The organism is Caballeronia catudaia (assembly GCF_001544755.2).
Taxonomy (GTDB): Bacteria; Pseudomonadota; Gammaproteobacteria; order Burkholderiales; family Burkholderiaceae; genus Caballeronia; species Caballeronia catudaia.
This window is the reverse complement of the sequence record NZ_FCOF02000019.1, coordinates 62,550-83,902: the sequence shown is the minus strand read 5'-3', so window position 1 is coordinate 83,902 and position 21,353 is coordinate 62,550. Positions and strand designations below refer to the sequence as shown.

At 64.3% G+C, this 21,353-nt stretch carries 21 protein-coding genes; 13 read left to right on the top strand and 8 right to left on the bottom strand.

All coding sequences use genetic code 11. From position 1 onward, the window contains the following. The first annotated feature begins 14 nt into the window (after positions 1 to 14). The 13 genes from AWB75_RS20680 to AWB75_RS20625 are packed head-to-tail and all read left to right on the top strand — an operon-like array spanning position 15 to position 10,476. Positions 15 to 362 (top strand): chaperone NapD, encoded by a 348-nt coding sequence (locus AWB75_RS20680; protein WP_061125944.1) that lies wholly within the window; start codon positions 15 to 17, stop codon positions 360 to 362. Beyond that, positions 334 to 2,817, top strand: a complete 2,484-nt coding sequence (gene napA / locus AWB75_RS20675; RefSeq protein WP_061125943.1) for a periplasmic nitrate reductase subunit alpha — start codon at positions 334 to 336, stop codon at positions 2,815 to 2,817. Before AWB75_RS20680 ends, napA begins: the two co-directional genes overlap by 29 nt. Positions 2,818 to 2,826: 9 nt before the next feature. Then, on the top strand, positions 2,827 to 3,309 hold the full coding sequence (locus AWB75_RS20670) for a nitrate reductase cytochrome c-type subunit (RefSeq protein WP_061125942.1): 483 nt from the start codon (positions 2,827 to 2,829) through the stop codon (positions 3,307 to 3,309). 6 nt (positions 3,310 to 3,315) lie between these two features. Then, entirely contained in the window at positions 3,316 to 3,921 is a 606-nt protein-coding gene (locus tag AWB75_RS20665; RefSeq protein ID WP_061125941.1) for a NapC/NirT family cytochrome c, read from the top strand. A 24-nt stretch (positions 3,922 to 3,945) separates the two neighbouring features. Beyond that, positions 3,946 to 4,569 carry a cytochrome c biogenesis heme-transporting ATPase CcmA gene (gene ccmA / locus AWB75_RS20660; protein WP_061125940.1) on the top strand — a complete coding sequence of 208 codons (624 nt, stop codon included), beginning with the start codon at positions 3,946 to 3,948 and terminating at the stop codon, positions 4,567 to 4,569. Beyond that, positions 4,566 to 5,228: a heme exporter protein CcmB gene (gene ccmB / locus AWB75_RS20655; RefSeq protein ID WP_061125939.1), complete on the top strand. Its 663-nt coding sequence runs from the start codon at positions 4,566 to 4,568 to the stop codon at positions 5,226 to 5,228. The genes ccmA and ccmB overlap by 4 nt, the downstream gene beginning before the upstream one ends. Before the next feature lie 5 nt (positions 5,229 to 5,233). Further along, complete coding sequence (gene ccmC / locus AWB75_RS20650; RefSeq protein WP_061125938.1) at positions 5,234 to 5,974, top strand: heme ABC transporter permease CcmC; 741 nt, start codon at positions 5,234 to 5,236, stop codon at positions 5,972 to 5,974. Then, positions 5,971 to 6,108 (top strand): hypothetical protein, encoded by a 138-nt coding sequence (locus AWB75_RS38145; protein ID WP_200823008.1) that lies wholly within the window; start codon positions 5,971 to 5,973, stop codon positions 6,106 to 6,108. Before ccmC ends, AWB75_RS38145 begins: the two co-directional genes overlap by 4 nt. Beyond that, positions 6,105 to 6,560 carry a cytochrome c maturation protein CcmE gene (gene ccmE / locus AWB75_RS20645; protein WP_061125937.1) on the top strand — a complete coding sequence of 152 codons (456 nt, stop codon included), beginning with the start codon at positions 6,105 to 6,107 and terminating at the stop codon, positions 6,558 to 6,560. Before AWB75_RS38145 ends, ccmE begins: the two co-directional genes overlap by 4 nt. Further along, positions 6,557 to 8,518 carry a heme lyase CcmF/NrfE family subunit gene (locus AWB75_RS20640; protein WP_061125936.1) on the top strand — a complete coding sequence of 654 codons (1,962 nt, stop codon included), beginning with the start codon at positions 6,557 to 6,559 and terminating at the stop codon, positions 8,516 to 8,518. Before ccmE ends, AWB75_RS20640 begins: the two co-directional genes overlap by 4 nt. Then, the gene (locus tag AWB75_RS20635) at positions 8,515 to 9,063 is read left to right on the top strand and encodes a DsbE family thiol:disulfide interchange protein (protein ID WP_061125935.1); all 549 of its coding nucleotides are present in this window, start codon (positions 8,515 to 8,517) and stop codon (positions 9,061 to 9,063) included. The genes AWB75_RS20640 and AWB75_RS20635 overlap by 4 nt, the downstream gene beginning before the upstream one ends. After that, a complete protein-coding gene (locus AWB75_RS20630) occupies positions 9,056 to 9,439 on the top strand; it encodes a cytochrome c-type biogenesis protein (protein ID WP_061125934.1) in 384 nt (127 codons plus the stop codon). Before AWB75_RS20635 ends, AWB75_RS20630 begins: the two co-directional genes overlap by 8 nt. Continuing rightward, complete coding sequence (locus AWB75_RS20625) at positions 9,436 to 10,476, top strand: tetratricopeptide repeat protein (protein ID WP_061125933.1); 1,041 nt, start codon at positions 9,436 to 9,438, stop codon at positions 10,474 to 10,476. The genes AWB75_RS20630 and AWB75_RS20625 overlap by 4 nt, the downstream gene beginning before the upstream one ends. 9 nt (positions 10,477 to 10,485) lie before the next feature. Here the strand turns inward: AWB75_RS20625 and AWB75_RS20620 are convergent, their stop codons facing one another. The 8 genes from AWB75_RS20620 to AWB75_RS20585 all read right to left on the bottom strand — a co-directional run bounded on the left by AWB75_RS20620 (position 10,486) and on the right by AWB75_RS20585 (position 21,292). Continuing rightward, a complete protein-coding gene (locus tag AWB75_RS20620; protein WP_061125932.1) occupies positions 10,486 to 10,707 on the bottom strand; it encodes a DUF3079 domain-containing protein in 222 nt (73 codons plus the stop codon). Between the two features lie 125 nt (positions 10,708 to 10,832). Beyond that, positions 10,833 to 12,008 (bottom strand): NAD(P)H-dependent flavin oxidoreductase, encoded by a 1,176-nt coding sequence (locus AWB75_RS20615; protein WP_061125983.1) that lies wholly within the window; start codon positions 12,006 to 12,008, stop codon positions 10,833 to 10,835. Positions 12,009 to 12,093: 85 nt separating this feature from the next. Beyond that, a complete protein-coding gene (locus AWB75_RS20610; protein ID WP_061125931.1) occupies positions 12,094 to 12,762 on the bottom strand; it encodes a response regulator in 669 nt (222 codons plus the stop codon). A 40-nt stretch (positions 12,763 to 12,802) separates the two neighbouring features. Next, positions 12,803 to 14,641: a type IV pili methyl-accepting chemotaxis transducer N-terminal domain-containing protein gene (locus AWB75_RS20605; RefSeq protein ID WP_061125930.1), complete on the bottom strand. Its 1,839-nt coding sequence runs from the start codon at positions 14,639 to 14,641 to the stop codon at positions 12,803 to 12,805. Between the two features lie 15 nt (positions 14,642 to 14,656). Further along, a complete protein-coding gene (gene narI / locus AWB75_RS20600) occupies positions 14,657 to 15,340 on the bottom strand; it encodes a respiratory nitrate reductase subunit gamma (RefSeq protein ID WP_061125929.1) in 684 nt (227 codons plus the stop codon). Beyond that, entirely contained in the window at positions 15,337 to 16,011 is a 675-nt protein-coding gene (gene narJ, locus AWB75_RS20595) for a nitrate reductase molybdenum cofactor assembly chaperone (protein WP_061125928.1), read from the bottom strand. The genes narI and narJ overlap by 4 nt, the downstream gene beginning before the upstream one ends. Before the next feature lie 14 nt (positions 16,012 to 16,025). Beyond that, positions 16,026 to 17,579: a nitrate reductase subunit beta gene (gene narH / locus AWB75_RS20590; protein WP_061125927.1), complete on the bottom strand. Its 1,554-nt coding sequence runs from the start codon at positions 17,577 to 17,579 to the stop codon at positions 16,026 to 16,028. Then, positions 17,576 to 21,292 (bottom strand): nitrate reductase subunit alpha, encoded by a 3,717-nt coding sequence (locus AWB75_RS20585; protein WP_061125926.1) that lies wholly within the window; start codon positions 21,290 to 21,292, stop codon positions 17,576 to 17,578. The genes narH and AWB75_RS20585 overlap by 4 nt, the downstream gene beginning before the upstream one ends. Positions 21,293 to 21,353: the final 61 nt, after the last annotated feature.

The window sequence follows — 21,353 nt, the reverse complement described above, 5'->3', positions numbered from 1 at the left end:
ACTACTTGAACTAAATGGAGCACATGCCCGTCGATACCAACGACCGCCGCGACGACAAGACGGACACGTCTTGCGAATTTCACATAGCCGGGGTCGTTGTATACGCGCGTATAGAAGCCCTGCAATACGTCATGCACGCACTCGCCGCGTTGCCTGGCGCTCAGGTTCACGGCACGAGCGCCGACGGCAAGATCGCTCTCACGCTCGAAGCGGACCGCTCATCCTGCGTTGCCGAGCAATTGCACGCGGTGCAGGCAATACCGGATGTCGTGAGCACCGCGCTCGTCTATCAGCATCACGATCACGCCGATTCGCTCAGCGAGGACATCGCCGATGAAACTGACTCGTCGCGCGTTCATTAAGCAGACGGCCGCAACGACAGCGGCCGCATCCGCGGGCATCACGCTGCCCGGCATGGAAGCCGTTGCGCAAAGCGACGACATCGCCTGGTCGAAAGCGCCCTGCCGCTTCTGCGGCACCGGATGCGGCGTGGTCGTCGGCGTGAAGTCCGATCGCGTCGTCGCGACGCAGGCCGACCCGCAGGCGGAAGTCAATCGCGGCCTCAACTGCGTGAAGGGCTATTTCCTCTCGAAGATCATGTATGGCCAGGACCGCCTGACCACGCCGCTCATGCGCATGAAAGGCGGCAAGTTCGACAAGAACGGCGAGTTCGCGCCCGTGTCGTGGGATACGGCTTTCAACGTGATGGCCGAGCAGTTCAAGCGCGTGCTGAAAGAGAAAGGACCGACCGCCATCGGCATGTTCGGCTCGGGGCAATGGACCGTATGGGAAGGTTATGCCGGCCTCAAGCTGATGAAGGCGGGCTTTCGCAGCAACAATCTCGATCCGAACGCGCGGCACTGCATGGCGTCCGCGGTGACCGGCTTCATGCGCACCTTCGGCATGGACGAGCCGATGGGCTGCTACGACGACATCGAGGAAACCGACGCCTTCGTGCTCTGGGGCTCGAACATGGCCGAGATGCATCCGGTGCTGTGGACGCGCGTCACGGGGCGGCGGCTCTCGGACCCGAACGTGCGCGTCGTCACGCTGTCGACGTTCGAGCATCGCTCTTTCGATCTCGCCGACGAGACCATCATTTTCACGCCGCAGTCCGATCTCGCGATCATGAATTACATCGCGAACTACATCATCAAGAACGGCAAGGTGAACAAGGATTTCGTCGAGAAGCACACCGTCTTCAAGAAGGGCAATACGGATATCGGCTATGGGCTGCGGCCCGATCATCCGTTGCAGAAAGCGGCGAAGAACGCGAACGATCCGAACGGCTCGCAGCCGTGCACGTTCGACGATTACGCGAAGCTCGTGTCGCGCTACGACGCGGCCTATGTCACGAAGCTGTCAGGCGTGTCGAAGAACAAGCTCGACCAGCTCGCCGAGCTGTACGCGGACCCAAAGACGAGGGTCGTGTCTTTCTGGACGATGGGCTTCAACCAGCACACGCGCGGCACGTGGGCCAACAACATGGTCTACAACCTGCACCTCTTGACGGGCAAGATCTCGACGCCGGGCAACAGCCCGTTCTCGCTGACCGGACAGCCGTCCGCGTGCGGAACGGCGCGCGAAGTCGGCACGTTCTCGCATCGGCTGCCCGCCGACATGGTCGTGACCAACCCGAAGCATCGCGAGGAAGCGGAGCACATCTGGAAGCTGCCGGAGGGCACGATTCCCGACAAGCCGGGCTTTCACGCCGTGCTGCAGAACCGCATGCTGCACGACGGCAAGCTCAACGCCTACTGGGTGATGGTCAACAACAACATGCAGGCTGGCGCGAATATCAACAACGAAGGGCTGCCGGGTTATCGAAAGGACACGAACTTCGTCGTCGTGTCCGAGGTGTATCCGACCGTCACGGCGGTGGCCGCCGACATGATCCTGCCGTCGGCGATGTGGGTCGAGAAGGAAGGCGCGTATGGCAACGCGGAGCGCCGCACGCAGTTCTGGCATCAGCTCGTCAGCGCGCCCGGCGATGCGCGTTCGGACCTGTGGCAGATCGTCGAGTTTTCCAAGCGCTTCAAGGTCGAGGAAGTGTGGCCCGCCGAGCTCATCGCGAAGAAGCCGGAATACAAGGGCAAGACGCTCTACGACGTGCTGTATCGCAACGGGCAGGTCGACAGATTCCCGGCGTCGCAGGAAGACGCGAAGTATCGCAACGACGATGCCAAGGCGTTCGGCTTCTATCTCCAGAAGGGACTGTTCGAGGAATACGCGAGCTTCGGCCGCGGGCACGGCCACGATCTCGCGCCGTTCGACGATTATCACAAGGCGCGCGGGCTGCGCTGGCCGGTGGTGAAAGGCAAGGAGACGCTGCGGCGCTACAAGGAAGGCTCCGATCCTTACGTGAAAGAGGGCGCCGGCTGGCAGTTCTACGGCAATCCCGATGGCCGCGCGGTGATCTGGGCGCTGCCTTACGAGCCGCCCGCCGAGTCGCCGGACAAGGAGTATCCGTTCTGGCTCGCGACCGGGCGCGTGCTGGAACACTGGCATTCCGGTTCGATGACGCGGCGCGTGCCCGAGCTCTATCGCGCGTTTCCCAATGCGGTGTGCTTCATGCATCCCGACGACGCGAAAGCGCTCGGCATCCGGCGCGGCGTCGAAGTGCGCGTGATCTCGCGGCGCGGCGAGATGCGCACGCGCATCGAGACCCGCGGCCGCGACAAGCCGCCGCGCGGGCTCGTGTTCGTGCCGTGGTTCGATTCGAGCCAGCTCATCAACAAAGTGACGCTCGACGCCACCGATCCGATCTCGTTCCAGACCGACTTCAAGAAGTGCGCGGTCAAGATCGTCAGGGTCTAGGAGCACGACATGCGCACCTTCTTCACCGTCGTCATCGCATCGTTCGTCGCGCTGGCCGCGCTCGCGATCGCGCAGCCCACGGTCCCGCCCATGCCGTTTCACGATTCGCTGCGCGGCGCGACGCCGCTCAACGAGGAGCCGAAGCCACCGCTCATCGCACCGACCGAAAACAAGGATGTGATACGCGGCCTCAACTACGCGCAACAGCCGCCGACGATCCCGCACAAGATCGACAACTATCAGCTCGACAAGAACGCGAACCGCTGTCTCGCGTGTCACGCGCGCAGCCGCGCCGAAGAGAGCGGCGCGGTGCCGGTGGCGGTCTCGCATTACATCGATCGCGACGGACTGGTGTCCGGACATCTGTCGCCGCGCCGCTATTTCTGCACGCAGTGTCACGTTCCGCAAGCGGATACGAAGTTGCTCATCGGTAATTCGTTCGTCGCCGTCGAGGACATCAAGCCGGCGCCCAGGAACCCACAAAGAAAATAAAGAATCATGCGCGAACTGATCAAGCGCTACTGGATCACCATTCGAAGGCCGAGCCTGTACTACAGCCTCGGCTTTCTGACGCTGGGCGGCTTCGTCGCGGGCGTGATCTTCTGGGGCGCCTTCAACACGGCGATGGAACTCACCAACACCGAAGCCTTCTGCACCGGCTGCCACGAGATGCGCGACAACACGTTTGCCGAACTGAAGAACACGATCCACTTCAGCAACCGCTCGGGCTTCCATGCGAAGTGCTCGGACTGCCACGTGCCGCATCAGTGGACCGACAAGATCGCGCGCAAAATGCAGGCGTCGAAGGAAGTGTGGGCGAAGATCTTCGGCGTCGTGAATACGCGCGAGAAGTTTCTCGACAAGCGGCTCGAACTCGCCGAGCACGAATGGGCGCGCTTCAAGGCGAACGATTCGCTCGAATGCCGCAACTGCCATTCGTTCCAGTACATGGATTTCACGCGTCAGAGCCCGCGCGCGCAGGAAGCGCATCAGCGTTTTGTGGAGACGGGCGAGAAGACGTGCATCGACTGCCACAAGGGTATCGCGCATGAGTTGCCGAACATGGTGAAGGCCGAGGAGAGGGAGGGCAGCAAGCGGAAGTAATCCACGTCAGAGGAGAAGAAACCGATGCTCAGCGCCCGGCAACTCGACGTCATGCGCGGCAGCCGCACCATCGTGGCCGGCGTGGATTTTTGCGTCGATGGCGGCGCGGCGCTGCTCATCCACGGCGCGAACGGCAGCGGCAAGAGTTCGCTGATCGCCGCGCTCGCGGGATTGCTGCCGCCCGCCGCGGGCAGCGTGTCGTGGCGCGGCGAGAACGTGCGCGACGATCCCGTGCGCTTCAGGCGCGAGCTCGCGTGGCTCGGTCATGCTGATGGCTTCAACGGCGAACTGACGGTCGCGGAGAATCTTCGCTTTGCGGCGTCGCTCGGCGCGGGTGGTACGCATGTCGATGAGCGCGACGTGCTCGATCGCGCGGGCGTGCTGCCGCTCATGCATGCGCGCCTGAACCGGCTGTCGCAAGGACAGCGAAGGCGCGTCGCTCTCGCGCGCCTCGTGCTCGCCGGCAAACCGCTCTGGCTGCTCGACGAACCCACCGAAGCCATCGACGACGCCGGCGCGCTCTGGTTCGCCGCGTGCATCGACGATCATCTGCGCGCGGGCGGCACGCTCGTCGCGACGACGCATCGGCCGCTCAGCGTCGATGCAAAGCGCACACGGCATCTGCATCTCGAACGGAGCGCGGCATGATCGTGCTCCAGGTGATCCGCCGCGAACTGATCCTCAACTGGCGCTCGCGCACCGTGACGCTGTCCGTCCTGCTGTTTTTCGTGCTGGCGTCGAGCCTGTTTCCGCTCGGCATCGGTCCCGATCCGAAGCTGCTGCACGCGATCGCGCCGGGCGTGCTGTGGGTCACCGCCCTGTTCGCGGCGCTGCTGTCGGCGGGCCAGCTCTTCAGCAACGACTTCGCGAGCGGCGCGCTCGAACAGATGCTGCTTTCGCCGCAGCCGCTCGCGGGCATCGTGCTCGGCAAGATCGCCGCGCACTGGCTGACGACGGGTCTCGCGCTCGTCGTGCTCACGCCGGTCGTGGCGCTCGAATATGGGCTCGATGCGCGCACCATCGTCATGCTGATGGCGTCGCTTCTGATCGGCACGCCGCTTTTGTCGCTGATCGGCTCGATGGGCGCCGCGCTCACGCTCGGCGTGCGCGGCGGCAGCGTCGTGCTCGCGCTCCTGATCCTGCCGCTCTATGTGCCGGTGCTCGTGTTTGGCGTCGGCGCGGCCGATCCCGCCGCGAGCGCCGCATGGTCCAACGCGAATTTCTCGCTGCTCGCGGCGGCGCTGTGCGTCGCGCTCTGGCTGTGCCCGTGGGCCAGCGCGGCGGCCTTGCGCATCTCGATGGAATAGCGCCTATGAACTGGTTTCGCTATGCTTCCGCCCGCCGCTTCGAACGCTTCGCCGCGCGCGCGACGCCGTGGTTCGCGTTCGCGTCGGTGGTGTTCATCGTGGCCGGGCTCGTCGTCGGTCTCGCCATCGCGCCCGCCGATGCGCTGCAACGCGACATCTACCGCATCATGTTCGTGCACGTGCCCGCCGCGTGGATGTCGATGTTCATCTACCTCGTGATGGCCGCTTACTGCGCGCTGCATCTCGCGACGAACGCCCGCCTTTCCGCGATGATGGCCCGCGCGCTCGCCCCGACCGGCGCGCTCTTCACGGGCATCGCGCTCATCTCTGGCGCGCTGTGGGGCAAGCCGACGTGGGGCACGTGGTGGGTGTGGGACGCGCGCCTGACCTCGGAGCTGATCCTGTTCTTCCTGTATATCGGCTTTCTCGCGCTGCACGCCGCGATCGACGGCACGCGCCGCGCCGATCGCGCGTGTTCGGTGCTCGCGCTGATCGGCGTCGTGAATATCCCAATCATCTATTTTTCGGTGCAATGGTGGTACACGCTGCATCAGGGGCCATCGCTGGGTTTCGGCAGCGGCGTGTCGATGACGACGTCGATGGCATGCGGCATCGTCGTGATGACGGCCGGCTTCTGGTCGTACGCGATCGCCATTGCGCTCGCCCGCGTGCGCGTCATCATGCGCGCGGCGCAACGCGTATCGACGGACGAACGCCCGTCGCGAATCGAGGAGCGCGCCGCATGAACAGCATGAACATCCTGACGATGCTCGCCGACAATCCGATCCTGAGCGCGGCGCTCGCGATCACGTTCTTGCTGATGGGCGCGGAAGCCTGCCTCGTGCGCCGCGCACTGCGCGAACCGGAGATGCGCCGATGAAAGCACGGCATCGCAGGTTCGGGTTCATCGCGCTGGGCGTTGCGAGCGCGGGGCTCGCGTGCGCGTTCGTGCTCAATGCGTTTCGCGCCAACGTGATGTTCTTCGTGAGCCCGAGCCAGATCACGTCGCACGAGGAGACGCGCTCGCAGCGCTTCCGGCTCGGCGGCCTCGTCGAACGCGGGTCGCTCAGGCGGGATGCGGACGGCTGCACCGTCAGGTTCGTCGTCACCGATGGACGCGCGTCCATTCCCGTCACCTACAGCGGCGCGCTGCCCGATCTGTTTCGCGAAGGCAGCGGCGTCGTCGCGCAAGGCGCGCTCGACGGCGACGGCGGCTTCCACGCCGACGAAGTCCTCGCGAAGCACGACGAAAAATACACGCCGCCACAACTCGAACGTGCGTTGCGCGAAGTGCGCGCATCGACGGAGACGAGCACAGGAACGCGCCGATGATTCCCGAGCTCGGCCACTTCGCGCTGATTCTCGCGATGCTGCTCGCGCTCGTCGCCGGCGTTCTGCCGATGCTCGGAGCGCGTCTTTCCATCGAACGATGGATGCGCGTCGCCGCGCCCGCCGCGTGCGGGCAATTCGTCTTCGTCGCGATGGCGTTCGCGTGTCTCGCGGCGTCGTTTCTCGGCGACGATTTCTCCGTCATCTACGTTGTCGGCAATTCGAATTCGGCGCTGCCGTCGATCTATCGCTTCACCGCCGTCTGGGGCGGCCACGAAGGCTCGCTGCTGCTCTGGGCGCTGCTGCTGACTCTGTGGATGATCGCCGTCGCCGCATTCGCCCGCCGCCTGCCGCTGCCCTTCGCCGCGCGCGTGCTCGGCGTGATGAGCTGGATCGACGCGGGCTTTCTGCTTTTCATGCTGCTGACGTCGAACCCGTTCACGCGCATCATGCCGCCCGCGATGAACGGCCGCGATCTCAATCCGCTCCTGCAAGACCCCGGCATGGTGATTCATCCGCCGCTCCTGTACATGGGCTATGTCGGCTTTTCGGTCGCGCTCGCGTTCGCCATCGCCGCGCTGCTCGAAGGCAAGCTCGATGCCGCGTGGGCGCGCGCATCGCGTGCATGGACGCTCGCCGCGTGGATGTTCCTGACGCTCGGCATCATGCTCGGCAGCGCGTGGGCGTACTACGAGCTCGGCTGGGGCGGATGGTGGTTCTGGGACCCGGTCGAGAACGCGTCGTTCATGCCGTGGCTCGTCGGCACGGCGCTGATCCACTCGCTCGCCGCCACCGCGAAGCGCGGCGCATTCCGCGCGTGGAGCGCGCTGCTCGCGGTCTGCGCGTTTTCGCTTTCGCTGCTGGGAACGTTTCTCGTGCGCTCGGGCGTCGTGACATCAGTGCATGGATTCGCGTCCGATCCGGCGCGCGGCGTCTTCATCCTCGCGCTGCTCGCGCTGTTCTCGGGCGGCGGGCTCGCGCTGTTCGCGTGGCGCGCGCCGCGTGCGGCGTCCGCAGTGGGATTCGAGCCGGTATCGCGCGAGGCGCTGCTCTTGTCGAACAATCTGCTGATGCTCGTCGCCGCGGCTTCGGTGATGCTCGGCACGCTCTATCCGATGGCGCTCGACGCGCTCGATCTCGACAAGATTTCCGTCGGCGCGCCGTATTTCGACAGCGTGTTCGTCCCGCTGATGACGCCCGCCATCTTCCTGATGGGCGTCGGGCCGCTCGCGCGCTGGAAGGCCGCGCGTCTGCCGGACATCGCGGTGCGGTTGCGCTGGGCCGCGCTCGTGAGCGTCGGGACGGCGTTTCTGCCTGGCGTGTCGCGCCCGTTCGTGAGCCTCGGCTTTCTGCTCGCCGCGTGGACGTTCACGACCATCGCGACGAGCGTGATCGAGCGCGTCGTCAGAGGCAGACAGCGCGTGCGGCTCGCCACCATCGGCATGTGGCTCGCGCATGCGGGCGTCGGCGTGTTCGTCGTCGGCGTGACGATGGTGAAAGGCTTTCCCGTCGAGCGCGATGCGCGCCTCGCGCCAGGCGGCAGCGTCGATGCGGGCGGCTATCGTTTTCGTCTCGACGACGTGCGCGCGATCGACGGCCCGAACTATCGCGCGACGCGGGCGACGATCACCGTCACGCGCGACGGCCGCCCGGTCTCGACGCTCAATCCCGAAAAGCGCGAATTTCTCGTCTCGAACATGCCGACGACGGAAGCCGCCATCGATCGCGGCGTGCTGCGCGATCTCTACGTCGCGCTGGATCAGCCGGCGGGCGAGAACGCGTGGACCGTACGCATCCAGATCAAGCCGTTCGTGCGCTGGATCTGGGGCGGCTGCATTCTGATGGCGCTGGGCGGCCTGCTCGCCGCGGCGGACCGGCGTTACGCGCGTTTCCGGGCGACGCAGCCGCAAGCCGCCGTGGCAACGCTCGCGCGGGAAACCATCGGCGAGACCGGACGATGAAGCGCTTCCTCATCTTGCTCGTCCCGCTCTTCGTCTTCGGGCTGCTCGTCGCCGTGCTCGCGGCGGGATTGCGGCACGATCCGCGCCGCCTGCCTTCGGCGCTCATCGGCAAGCCCGCGCCCGCGTTCGATCTGCCGCGCCTCGACGCCGCAAACCAGACGATGTCTTCCGACGCGCTGCGCGGCCAGGTGTGGATCCTGAACGTCTGGGCCTCGTGGTGCGAGGCGTGCCGCGACGAGCATCCCGTGCTGATGAACTTCGCGGCGAGCGGCGCGGTGCCCGTGTACGGCCTGAACTACGAGGACGAGCGCGAACCCGCGCTGCAATGGCTGGAGATGGCGGGCAATCCGTACGTCGCGTCGTTCGTCGATCGCGACGGGCGCACGGGCATCGACTATGGCGTGTACGGCGTGCCGGAAACATTCGTGATCGATCGCGCCGGCGTCGTGCGATACCGGCAGGCCGGGCCGCTCACGCGCGCTACGCTTACGCGCGTGATTCTGCCGCTCGTCGGCGAACTGCAAAAGGAGACGATGCGTGACTAGCCGCTACGCGTTGATTCTTCTTGCGTGCATCGCACACGCTCACGCTCAGGAATCGCCCGAGGACGAACGCGCGCGCCAACTCGCGGAGCGCTTTCGCTGCGTCGTGTGCCAGAACCAGAGTCTCGCCGATTCGAACGCGAATCTCGCCGCCGATCTGCGTGCGCGCATTCGCGAACAGGTCGGGCAAGGCGCGAGCGACGAGCAGATTCAGGCGTACATGGTGCGACGCTATGGCGACTTCGTGCTGTATCGGCCACCGGTGAAGCCGGTGACCTGGGCGCTGTGGTTCGGCCCGTTCGCCGTGCTGGCGGCGGGCGCGCTCGCGATGGCGCTGCATATCCGCCGCGCCCGACAACGACGGAGCATGAACCGATGATCGCGTTCTGGCTGATCATTGCCGCGATGTTGCTCGGCGCGCTCGCGTGCGTCGTGCCGCCGCTTTTGCGCACGTCCGAGCGCGGGTCTGGACAAGCGCACGCGGCACTGGCGGGACTGATGGTCGCGCTGATTCCGGCGTCGGCGCTGACGCTGTACATGCGCATCGGCGATCCGGTCGCGTTCGCGATGCAGACCGCGCCGCTCGCATCGCCGGACCGGCATGCCGACGCGCCCGCCTCGATGGAAGCCGCCGTCAGCCGCCTCGCCGCCCGGCTGCGCGCCGATCCGGGCGACGCGCCCGGCTGGGCGATGCTCGCGCGCTCCTACATGGCGCTCGATCGCCCGAGCGATGCGGCCGAGGCGTACCGGCGCGCGATCGCGCTGAATCCGCGCGATGCCGGGTTGCTCGCCGATTACGCCGATGCCGTGGCAAGCGCAAACGGCGGCGATTTCAACGATGCGACGGTGAAAGTCATCGACTCGGCGCTTGCGCTCGACGCGAATCAGCCGAAGGCGCTCGCGCTGGCGGCATCGGTGGCATTCGACCGTCGCGATTACGCACGCGCAATCCAGTTCTGGGAGCAATTGGGCAAGGTGCCGGATCTCGCGCCGCAGATCGCGCAGCAGGCGCAAAAGAATATCGACGAGACGCGTGCGCTCGCCGCAAAGGGAAGTGATGGTCCGAGAGCGGCTTCGATCGAAGTCCGCGTGCGCCTGAGTCCGGAGTTGGAACAGCGCGTTCGCCCGACGGACAAGGTTTTCGTCTATGCGCTCGCGGACGACGGTTCGCGCATGCCGCTCGCCGTCCAGCGCCTGAGCGCGAGCCAGTTGCCCGCGACGGTGCGCCTCGACGATTCCATGTCGATGACGCCGAACCGCCGTCTCTCCGATTTCTCGCGCATCAGCGTCGATGCACGCGTATCGGCGTCGGGGCAGGCGCGGCCCGCGGCGGGCGATCTGACGGGATCGAGCGGCGCGGTGTCATCGAAAGATGCGGGCGTTATTGATGTAACGATCGCCGATGTCGTCCGCTGATTGCATCGCTCAATGCGACTTGCCCGCGCCGGGATCAACCGACTTCGCATTCTCGGCGATACCGAGATTCCAGTCGCCTTGCTCGTACCAGTCTTCGCCGAGAAGCTCGGCGGGATGCTGCGTGCGGCTCGAACCGTTGCCGCAGCGCATGGCGTCCGTCGAGCAGTAGTGATCGCAGCCCCAGCAATTGCGCTCGGGACGCTTCGGGTTCAGCGGAAAGCGCTTGGACATCGCGTGACTCCTTCGATTACGGTGTGCGAGACATCGACATCAAGACTAGAGCGGGCGCTTGCCTCCGCCAATAGGAACCCGACTATCAGACGACGCTCGCCGCGAAGCACGCTGTTTCGATTTTCTCAACAGCCGGACGGCACGGCTTTCGTCGTGCCCGTCAGCAGCAGCTCGATCAGATCCCGCACGCTGCGGATCGCCGCGCCGAACGGCAGCTTTTCGCGCCCGCGGAAAAACAGGCCATTACCGACATCGCCGCGCAAAGCCGCGGCCAGCCGCGTGTCGATGCAGAAATGTCCGAATTTCTCGATGCCATCACGCAAGCCGCACGCGCTCAGACATTCGAGCGCCGACGGGCACGTCTGCTTGCGCGCGCCGATCTTCGTGCGAATGCGTTCTTCGTTGCGCAGATAGCGCATGAGCCACGGCGTCTTGACGGCGCGCGCGGGCAGGCCCGTCACGCTGATGAACTCGACGATGTCGTCCGGCGTCGCCTCGACGAGCACGCGTTTGAACTCGGGATGCGCGTCGCCCTCTTCGGTGACGGCGAACGGCGTGCCGATCTGCACGCCATTCGCGCCCGCCGCGAGCCATGTGCGCACCGCTTCATGACTGTTGATGCCGCCCGCGACGATCACCGGCACATCCGAGCGCTTCAGCCCGAGCGATGCAAACGACGCATCGAGCTCCGCCAGCACGCGCTCGAAGCCAAAGCGTTCATTGTGCATGTCGGCGACGTCGTTGACGCCGAGATGGCCGCCCGCATGCGCCGGATGCTCGATCACGATGGCGTCGGGCAAGCGGCCCTTCTTCATCCATTTCTTCAGCACGAGCGTGACGCCGCGACTGTCGGAGAGAATGGGAATCAGCGCGATATCGTGGCCTTGCGTGAGGTCGGGTAAATCGAGTGGCAGGCCCGCGCCCATCACGATGGCATCGGCGCCTTCTTCGCACGCGACGCGCACGTAATCCGCATGGGCGCTCACCGCCTTCATCACGTTGACGGCGATCATGCCGCGCCCTTCCGACAATGTGCGTGCGGCCGCGATTTCACGCGCGAGCGCGATCAGGTTGGCGCGTTCGAGTGTCGGTCGCGTGGGGTCGTCGCGGCACATCGCGAGCAGATCGTCGTGATGATGACGCAAGTCGATGCTCGCAATGGTGCCGACCGCGCCTTCGCGCGCCACGCTGCCCGCCAGCCGATGCGCCGAAATGCCGACGCCCATGCCGCCCTGCACGATCGGCAACAGGCTGTGCCCGCGAATCGTGAGCGGCGCGAAGGGATGATCGTGAGGGTTCATGTGCGATTCGGTTTGGTATGAATTCATGATGGACTGCTTGATGTGATGTGCGCTTCGGAGCTTGCCCGTGCTCGACGCGGGGCGCTTACGCGGGTTCCGCCGCCTTCGCCGTGTCGTGGCCGACCGCATAAATCGCGACCTGCACACGGCTCGTGAGATTGAGCTTGCGCAGGATGTTGCGCACGTGGATCTTTACCGTGCTCTCCGCGAGCATCAGCGAACGTGCGATTTCCTTGTTGCTCGAGCCGTGCGCCAGTTCGCGCATGATGTCGCGCTCGCGCGTCGTGAGCGGATCGGCCGCGGCCGCCGGAGCTGACACCGACACGGGCTTCGGTGCACGCATGCTCGTGACGAGCTTCGCGGTCATGTCGTCGGCGATGACCGGATGGCCTGCCGCCGCCTTACGGATGGCGCTCGCGAGGGTGTCCGCTTCGATGCTCTTCAACAGGTAGCCGCATGCGCCTTCGCGCAGCGCGAGAGTCAATTCATCGAGATCCTCGGAGACCGTCAGCATGACCACCGCCGTCTGCGGCAGGTCCTGCACGAGCAGCTTCAAGGTCCCGATTCCGGAAAGCCCCGGCATGTTGAGATCCAGCAGGATCACGTCCGGGCGAAATTGTTTCGCGCGCTTGAGGCCTTCGAGACCATCGGCCGCTTCGCCGACGACATCGAAATCGGGCTGCCGTTGCAAAAGCGCGTGAACGCCAGAGCGAAACAGCGCGTGATCGTCGATCAGCAGAATACGGATGGTCATGACACAACTCGAAGCAGCGTGAAACGCGCGCCGCCCATGTTCAGGCAGCCTGACGCGCCAAGGCCGGCAAGACGAGTTCGACACGCGCGCCGCCTCCGGGTGCTCCGGTCAGCAAAAGCGTGGCGCCCAGACGTTGCGCGCGCTCTCGCATGATGTGAAAGCCCACGTGCGTCTCGCCGAGGACGGCCATCTCGTCTGGATCGTAGCCCTGACCATCATCCTCGACAAGGAGGCTGAAGTCACGACCATTGACGATCGTCACGTAAACGTGCTGCGCCTCGGCGTGCTTGCGAATATTCGAGAGCGCTTCCTGCAGAATGAAAAGTACCTGCAATTGCTGATCAGGCGGCAATGGCAGGCCACCTTCGTCGCGATAGTCGAGTTGGGGCGCGATGCCTGTCTGAACAGAAAACCGTTCGATGGACTCGTCCACCGCGCGCCTTAGTTCGCCGCTGCCGAGCTTCGTGCGGAAATTCATGAGCAGCTCACGCACGTCGTCGTAGCTCTCAGCGACACCGCCCGCCAGCAAGGGCACGATCTCGCGAACCTCGTCCATGCGGTCCTCGCGCGTGGCGGCATCCAGAAGATGCACCTGCATTTTCAGAAAGTTGAGACTCTGCGCGATGCTGTCGTGCAAGCCTTGCGCAACCAGATTGCGCTCCTCCGAGACGGCGAGCTGTCGCGCCAGTGCTGCGAGCCGCCTGCCTTTGAGCGCCGTGCCGAAATGCCCGCCGAGCGCTTCCAGCAACTGTGCTTCCGACGCAGGAATGGTGTGCTCCCCCTCGAAGTGCAGCGAGAATGCGCCCAGCTTCTCCCCTTGCGACACGATATCGAACGTCGCCACGCTCGTCAGGCCCACGCGCTGACAGGGGCGCGCGTCGCATGCGCAGCCATCGGCGGCGAAGCAGCGTTCATCCTGAAGCAGCGCGGCGGGCAACCCTTCGGATCCGATGAGACGCACCTGTCCGTCCTCGGTGATGAGACGAACCGCCGCACCATCCGCGTTGAACTGACGCGTGAGACGCGCGAGAAACCCTCGGCACAGCGCATCGCCGTCATTCGGCTGATTGAGGAATGCGGCCATTTCATAGAGCGCCGTGAGCTCGCGATTTTGCGCGGCAAGCTCGGCCGTTTTCGCTTCGACGCAGCCTTCGAGGTGGTTGTACAACGTCTGCAGCTCGGCAGCCATACGGTTGAAGCCCGCGGTCAGATGCCCGAATTCGTCGAGCGTCTCGACCTGCAAACGCGTGTCGAACTGGCGCCGCCGGATACGCTTCAGGCCTTCCTGCAAGCGCCGCACTGGCACGACGATCCACAGGAAAAGCAGATAGACGATCGTCAGCGTGCCGATGCACGCGATCGCACCGAGCGCCATCTGCGACGTGCGCAGCCAGGCGGTCTTGCGCGCGTTGTCCTTTTCGATCAGCACGACCAGCTCGTCCGCGCCGGCAACGAACGCCGGCAACGCGCGCAAATAGCGCGATACCGCGCCCGGATCGCCGGATTGCGCATCCGGTTCGAGCCACGCATGCCACGCGTTCGCAACGCTGTCGAACTGGCTGCGCACGCCGGCGTCGTCGGGAAGGAAAAGCGGACGCGCCGCATCGCCGTGGCGCAAGCGGTCGATTGTCGCGTTCATCTGCCCAATCTGCGACTGCAGCGCCGATGCCGGCATGTCCTGCCGCTCGATCAGCGCGAGCGCAACCGTGTTCGCGCGCATGCGCAGACTGCCCGCGTCGTTGATGGCCGCGCCCGCGCCCTGGAGTTGCCACGACAGCCAGAGTGTCCCGCCGATCATCGCGAGAACGAGAACCAATGACACGATCGACAGCGTGACGATGCGTGTAGTCAGACGTTCGCGATACGACGGCAAGGACATGTTCGGTGTGCGGAATCAGCGGCTGCGGACCAGCTGCCACGCCCGCGTGAGATAGCCGAGCGAAGCGAAGCCGCTCCAGACATGCACGAGCCGCGTGAACGGGAAGATCACGAAGAGACTCATGCCCATGAACAAATGTACACGGAAGAGTAGCGGCGCGGCTGCGACATAACTGGCCGCATCGGCGCGAAACGTGACGATATGTTGCGCCCAGGTCATGAGGCTCACCATCATCGAGCCATCCATATGGCCGGCCGATACGCCGATCGTCGACAAGCCGAGCAGCAGCGTGACCAGGATCCACAACAGCAGCACGCGGTCGCCGATTTTCGTCACGGCGGAAAGCCGTGCGCTCGTCAGGCGACGATGCAGCAGGATCAGGAGGCCCACGAGACACATCGTGCCCATCCCGCCGCCCGCGACCATCGCCACCGCCTGCTTCACGCCGTGATCAACGCCGAGCGCGTCCCACACGGCGACCGGCGTCAGCAAGCCGACGAGATGACCGAAAAACAGCCCGAGAATTCCGATGTGGAACAGGATGTTGCCAAGCCTGAGATTGCCGCGATCGACGAGCTGCGTGCTGTCCGCTTTCCATGTGTACTGCTCGCGCTCGAAGCGCACGAGGCTGCCGAACAGGAAGATGCTGGCCGCGATGTACGGATAGATACCGAACACGAAAGAGTTGAACATGTTCATCGTGCGTCCTTTGCGTTGGCTGCGCCCGCGCCGCTCGATGCGCCGCGCGGATGAAAGCGAATGGTCTGCGTGTCCTGCCGCATGTGCGGCGCGAGCAACGGCTCGACGCCGTCCGGCCCCGGTCCGAAGGTTTCGAGCATCTCGTCCATGTCCCGCACGGGCGGCTGCGCGAGTGGGCGCGGCTCGACGGTGGCGAGTTCGCGCAAGACCGCGAAGACGGAGGCATACGGGCTTTCATTGCGCGCGAGACGCTCGCCGATCGCGTCGAGCACGTGAGTCGCGTCGTTAAGCAAGGCCTGCGCACGGTCGGCATCAATCGCGCCTAGCACTTCGAGAAAAAGCGGCACATAGTCGGGCAGTTCGTTGGATTCGATATCGAAGCCGAGACCGCGATACTCGTCGAGCAGATCGACCATCGCCTGACCACGATCGCGGCTTTCGCCGTGAACGTGCTCGAAAAGATGCAGCGAATGCGACGGATTGCGGTCGAACGTCGACACGTACGTCAACTGAGATTCGATCAACGGACGCTTCAGCGACGCGACGAGCGGCGCGAGACGCTGCGCTGCCTGCGGCCAGTCGCGCAGCGCGGTTTCGATTTCCGGCAGCGCGTCCAGCAGCGCGGGCTCGGGATAATCGAGCAGCGCGGAAAGAATGGGATAAAGCGACATCGTTCGTTCCTCGATCAACTTTCCGACAACGCGTTCTTGCGCGACTTCGGCAACGCCGCGTAGCTCACTTCTCCGTGCGTCCTCGATCCGAAGAGCGATCCATCCGACGCACCCGGCGAGCCGCAATTGCCGAACGAGAAGCCGCAACTGCCCTTCTCGTCGAAACCGTCCTGCGCCATTTCCTTATGCGATGACGGAACGACGAAGCGGTCTTCGTAGTTGGCGATCGCCATCAGCTGATACATCTCTTCCACCTGCGACGCCGTGAGACCGACGTCACGCAGGACGGCGTCATCGTTCACGCCGTTCACGTTCTGTGCGCGCTTGTAGGCACGCATCGCGAGCATGCGATCGAGTGCGGAGACGATGGGCGCTTCATCGCCCGCCGTCAACAGATTCGCGAGATAGCGCATGGGGATGCGCAAGCTCTTCACATCCGGGATTACGCCGTTCATGCCCATATGCCCCGCGTCGGCCGCGGATTGGACCGGCGAGAGCGGCGGCACGTACCAGACCATAGGCAACGTGCGGTACTCCGGATGCAGCGGGAACGCGACCTTCCACTCGCACGCCATGCGATAGACAGGCGAGCGCTTCGCCGCATCGAGCCAACTCTGCGCGATGCCCTGACGCAGCGCTTCGGCCTGAACCTGCGGATCGTGCGGATCGAGGAAGAGATCGAGTTGCGACTGATACAGATCCGTGGTCTTTTCAACCGATGCCGCTTCGGCGATGCGGTCCGCGTCGTACAGCATCACGCCGAGATAGCGGATGCGGCCCACGCATGTTTCCGAGCACACGGTCGGCTCGCCGGCCTCGATGCGCGGATAGCAGAACACGCACTTCTCCGCCTTGCCGGACTTCCAGTTGAAGTACATCTTCTTGTACGGGCACCCGGACACGCACATGCGCCAGCCGCGGCACTTGTCCTGATCGACGAGCACGATACCGTCATCTTCGCGCTTGTACACCGAACCAGAGGGACACGACGCCACGCACGCCGGATTCAGGCAGTGCTCGCACAAGCGCGGCAAATACATCATGAAGGTGTTCTCGAAGGTCGAGTACATCTCCTTCTGCACGTTTTCGAAGAGCGCGTCGCGGCTTCGCGATTCGAACTCGCCGCCGAGATCGTCCTCCCAGTTCGGCCCCCAATGGATCTTGTCCATCTTCTTGCCGGTGATCGCGGAGACGGGGCGCGCGGTAGGCGGCGTCTCGGAAAGCGGCGCGTTCTGCAGGCGCGCGTAGTCGTAGGTGAACGGCTCGTAGTAGTCGTCGATGGCCGGCAGATTCGGGTTCGCGAACAGGTTTGCGAGCACCTTCAGCTTCGGACCCTGACGCGGCTCGATGCGGCCGTTATCCTTGCGCACCCATCCGCCGTTCCACTTCTCCTGGTTCTCCCACTGCTTCGGATAGCCGATGCCCGGCTTCGTCTCGACGTTGTTGAACCACGCATACTCGACGCCATCGCGCGACGTCCACACGTTCTTGCAGGTCACCGAGCAGGTATGGCAGCCGATGCACTTGTCCAGATTCAGGACCATCGCCACCTGGGCGCGGATCTTCATGATGCTGCTCCTTCCTTGAGCGGGCCTTCGAGCCAGTCGACTTTCTTCATCTTGCGCACGATGACGTATTCATCGCGATTGCTGCCCACGGTGCCGTAGTAGTTGAAGCCGTAAGCCTGTTGCGCGTAGCCGCCGATCATGTGCGTGGGTTTGAGCACCGTGCGCGTGACCGAGTTGTGGATACCTCCGCGCATGCCGCTCGTCTCCGCGCCCGGCACGTTGATGATCTTTTCCTGGGCGTGATACATCAGACACATGCCGCGCGGCACGCGCTGACTCACGACGACGCGCGCCGTCAGCGTGCCGTTGACGTTGAACACTTCGACCCAGTCGTTGTCCTTGAGCCCGGCTTCCTTCGCTTCCGCTTCCGAAACCCACACGTGCGGGCCGCCGCGTGACAGCGTGAGCATCCGCAGGTTGTCCGTGTACGTGGAATGGATGCCCCACTTCTGGTGCGGCGTGATCCAGTTCAACACCAGCTCGTGCTCGCCGTTGGGCTTCGCGCCGAGCATCGGCGAGATAGTCTTCGTATCGATCGCGGGCTTGTAGACGCACGATCCCTCGCCGAAGTCCAGCATCCAGCGATGATCCTGATAGAACTGTTGCCGTCCGGTAAGCGTGCGCCAGGGAATCAGTTCGTGCACGTTCGTGTAACCCGCGTTGTAGCTGACTTCCTCCGACTCGAGCCCTGACCACGTTGGCGACGAGATGATCTTGCGCGGCTGCGCCTGCACGTCGCGGAAGCGAATCTTGTCGTGCTCGCGGCCCATCGCAAGATGCGAGTGATCGCGCCCGGTGATCTTCGACAGCGCCTCCCACGCCTTCACCGCGACATGGCCGTTCGTTTCGGGCGCGAAGGTCAGGATCATCTCGGCGGCGTCGATCGCCGTATCGAGGCGCGGACGGCCGTTGCTCTCGCCGGATAGCGACGCGAGTTCGTCCACTTCATGCGCCGTATTCCAGTTGATGCCCTTGCCGCCATTGCCGAGCTTCGCGAGCAACGGTCCGACCGACGTGAATTTGTCGTAGATCGCGTTGTAATCTCGTTCGACGAGCGTCATCGAAGGTGCGGTCTTGCCGGGAATCAGGTCGCATTCGCCATGACGCCAGTCCTTCGGCTCGAACGCCTGACCGAGTTCGCCCGGCGTGTCGTGCATGAGCGGCGTGCAGACGAGGTCCGTGCGCGTACCCAGATGTTTGCCACCGATCTCCGCGAACTTCTTCGCGATCGCCTTGTAGATCTCCCAGTCGCTCTTGCTCTCCCACAACGGCTGCACCGCTTCCGACAACGGATGGATGAACGGATGCATGTCCGATGTGTTGAGGTCGTTCTTTTCGTAGAACGTCGCGCTCGGCAGCACGATGTCGCCATAGAGGCACGTCGTGCTCATGCGGAAGTCGAGCACGGTCAAAAGATCGAGCTTGCCTTCAGCGGCATCGCGCACGTTGACTTCGCCAGGCTTGATCGCGTCTGCCTCGTCGCCGAACAGCGCATTCTGCGTGCCGAGCAGATACTTCAGGAAGTATTCGTGTCCCTTGCCGGAGCTGCCGAGAATATTCGAGCGCCACACGAACATGTTGCGCGGGAAGTTCGCGGGATCGTCCGGATCGTCGCACGCAAAGTTCAGCGCGCCGGACTTCAGTTGTTCGACCGTGTATTCGATCGGATCGCGGCCCGCGCGCTTCGCGGCATCGACGATATCGAGCGGATTCGCGCCGAGTTGCGGCGCCGACGGCAGCCAGCCCATGCGCTCGGACTTCGCGTTCATGTCGAGCATCGAGAGATTCTCGTAGCGCGACTTGTCCGCGGTGGGTCCGAGAACTTCGTCGAGTGCGACCTTCTCGTGACGCCATTGGCTCGTGTGGTTATAGAAGAACGACGTGCCGTTCATCTGACGCGGGGGACGCGACCAGTCCAGCGCGAACGCGAGCGGCGCCCAGCCGAACTGAGGACGCAGCTTTTCCTGGCCGACATAGTGCGCCCAGCCGCCGCCGCTCTTGCCGATACATCCGCACATCATCAACAGATTGATGATGCCGCGATAAATCATGTCGTTGTGGTACCAGTGATTCAGCGCCGCGCCGACGATCACCATGCTCTTGCCTTGCGTGCGATCCGCGTTGTCGGCGAACTCGCGCGCCACCTGGATGGCGAGATGGCGCGGCACCGTGGTGTGCTTCTCCTGCCACGCGGGTGTGTACGGCACGTCGTCATCGTAGGACGTTGCGACGTTCGAACCGCCGAGACCTTGATCCACACCGTAGTTCGCCATCTGCAAGTCGAAGACGGTGGCCACGCACGCGCTCGTGCCATCCGCGAGCGTGATGCGTTTGACGGGCACGCGGCGCGCGAGCAGCGCGTCGTGCTCCGCGCCGAAGTACGGGAAGCTCACCTCCGCGACTTCGTCGTGTGCGCCAATCTGCGACAGACGCGGATCGATATCGCGGCCCGAGCCGCCGTCCTTCTGTTCGAGATTCCAGCGGCCTACCTTAGCGCCGTCGTCATGATTCGCCTCGCCCCAGCGGAAGCCGATCGTGCCGTTCGGCGCGACGATCTCGCCGCTCGTCTCGTCGATGACGAGCGTCTTCCATTGCGGATTGTTCGCTTCGTCGAGATCGTTCTGCAGTTGCGATGCGCGCAGGAAATGATCGGGAACGAGCGTGCCGTCGCCATTCGGGTTCTCGCGCAACACGACGAGCATCGCCATGTCGGTATAGCGCTTCACGTAGTCGCGGAAGTACGCGGATTTGCCGCTTGCGTGGAACTCCTTCAGCACGACATGACCCATCGCCATGGCGAGCGCGGCGTCGGTGCCTTGCTTCGGCGCCAGCCAGATGTCGCCGAACTTCACCATCTCGCTGTAATCGGACGAGACTGCGACGGTCTTCGTGCCCTTGTAACGCACTTCCGTGTAGAAGTGCGCATCCGGCGTGCGCGTTTGCGGCACGTTCGAGCCCCACACCATCAGATACGTGGAGTTGTACCAGTCTGCCGACTCGGGGACGTCCGTCTGCTCGCCCCAGACTTGCGGCGATGCCGGCGGAAGGTCGCAATACCAGTCATAGAACGACAGGCACGCGCCGCCGATCAGACTCAGATAGCGTGCGCCCGCTGCGTAGGAAACCATCGACATGGCGGGAATCGGCGAGAAGCCGATCACGCGGTCCGGTCCATACTTGCCGACGGTGTACGCATTCGCCGCCGCGATGATCTCGCTTGCCGTGTCCCAGTCCGCGCGCACGAAACCGCCCAGGCCACGCACGCTCTTGTAGCGCTTCGCCTTGACGGGGTCTTCGCAGATCGACGCCCACGCCGCCACCGGGTCGAGCGTCTTGCGCGCCCCGCGCCACATTTCGATGAGACGGCCGCGAATCATCGGATGCTTCACGCGCTGCGCGGAATAGACGTACCAGCTATACGACGCGCCACGCGGACAGCCGCGCGGCTCATGATTCGGCAGATCGGGGCGCGTGCGCGGATAGTCCGTCTGCTGCGTCTCCCACGTGATCAGTCCGTTCTTGACATAGACCTTCCACGAGCACGATCCCGTGCAGTTCACGCCGTGCGTGGAACGCACGATCTTGTCGTGCTGCCAACGGCTGCGATAGCCGTTCTCCCATTTGCGGTCTTCGTTCACGACCGCACCATGTCCGTTCGAGAACGTGGACTTGATGCGCGACATGAACTTCAGCCGATCCAGAAAGTGACTCATCCGTTTCTCCGGGCGAGGCGGCCGTGAGCCGCCCTAAATACGTTGATTCGAGTGTAGGGGC

Coding starts and splice junctions, on each gene's coding strand:
- AWB75_RS20680 (WP_061125944.1), top strand. CDS start 15: ATGGAGCACATGCCCGTCGATACCAACGACCGCCGCGACGACAAGACG.
- napA (WP_061125943.1), top strand. CDS start 334: ATGAAACTGACTCGTCGCGCGTTCATTAAGCAGACGGCCGCAACGACA.
- AWB75_RS20670 (WP_061125942.1), top strand. CDS start 2,827: ATGCGCACCTTCTTCACCGTCGTCATCGCATCGTTCGTCGCGCTGGCC.
- AWB75_RS20665 (WP_061125941.1), top strand. CDS start 3,316: ATGCGCGAACTGATCAAGCGCTACTGGATCACCATTCGAAGGCCGAGC.
- ccmA (WP_061125940.1), top strand. CDS start 3,946: ATGCTCAGCGCCCGGCAACTCGACGTCATGCGCGGCAGCCGCACCATC.
- ccmB (WP_061125939.1), top strand. CDS start 4,566: ATGATCGTGCTCCAGGTGATCCGCCGCGAACTGATCCTCAACTGGCGC.
- ccmC (WP_061125938.1), top strand. CDS start 5,234: ATGAACTGGTTTCGCTATGCTTCCGCCCGCCGCTTCGAACGCTTCGCC.
- AWB75_RS38145 (WP_200823008.1), top strand. CDS start 5,971: ATGAACAGCATGAACATCCTGACGATGCTCGCCGACAATCCGATCCTG.
- ccmE (WP_061125937.1), top strand. CDS start 6,105: ATGAAAGCACGGCATCGCAGGTTCGGGTTCATCGCGCTGGGCGTTGCG.
- AWB75_RS20640 (WP_061125936.1), top strand. CDS start 6,557: ATGATTCCCGAGCTCGGCCACTTCGCGCTGATTCTCGCGATGCTGCTC.
- AWB75_RS20635 (WP_061125935.1), top strand. CDS start 8,515: ATGAAGCGCTTCCTCATCTTGCTCGTCCCGCTCTTCGTCTTCGGGCTG.
- AWB75_RS20625 (WP_061125933.1), top strand. CDS start 9,436: ATGATCGCGTTCTGGCTGATCATTGCCGCGATGTTGCTCGGCGCGCTC.
- AWB75_RS20620 (WP_061125932.1), bottom strand. CDS start 10,707: ATGTCCAAGCGCTTTCCGCTGAACCCGAAGCGTCCCGAGCGCAATTGC.
- AWB75_RS20615 (WP_061125983.1), bottom strand. CDS start 12,008: ATGAACCCTCACGATCATCCCTTCGCGCCGCTCACGATTCGCGGGCAC.
- AWB75_RS20610 (WP_061125931.1), bottom strand. CDS start 12,762: ATGACCATCCGTATTCTGCTGATCGACGATCACGCGCTGTTTCGCTCT.
- AWB75_RS20605 (WP_061125930.1), bottom strand. CDS start 14,641: ATGTCCTTGCCGTCGTATCGCGAACGTCTGACTACACGCATCGTCACG.
- narI (WP_061125929.1), bottom strand. CDS start 15,340: ATGAACATGTTCAACTCTTTCGTGTTCGGTATCTATCCGTACATCGCG.
- narJ (WP_061125928.1), bottom strand. CDS start 16,011: ATGTCGCTTTATCCCATTCTTTCCGCGCTGCTCGATTATCCCGAGCCC.
- narH (WP_061125927.1), bottom strand. CDS start 17,579: ATGAAGATCCGCGCCCAGGTGGCGATGGTCCTGAATCTGGACAAGTGC.
- AWB75_RS20585 (WP_061125926.1), bottom strand. CDS start 21,292: ATGAGTCACTTTCTGGATCGGCTGAAGTTCATGTCGCGCATCAAGTCC.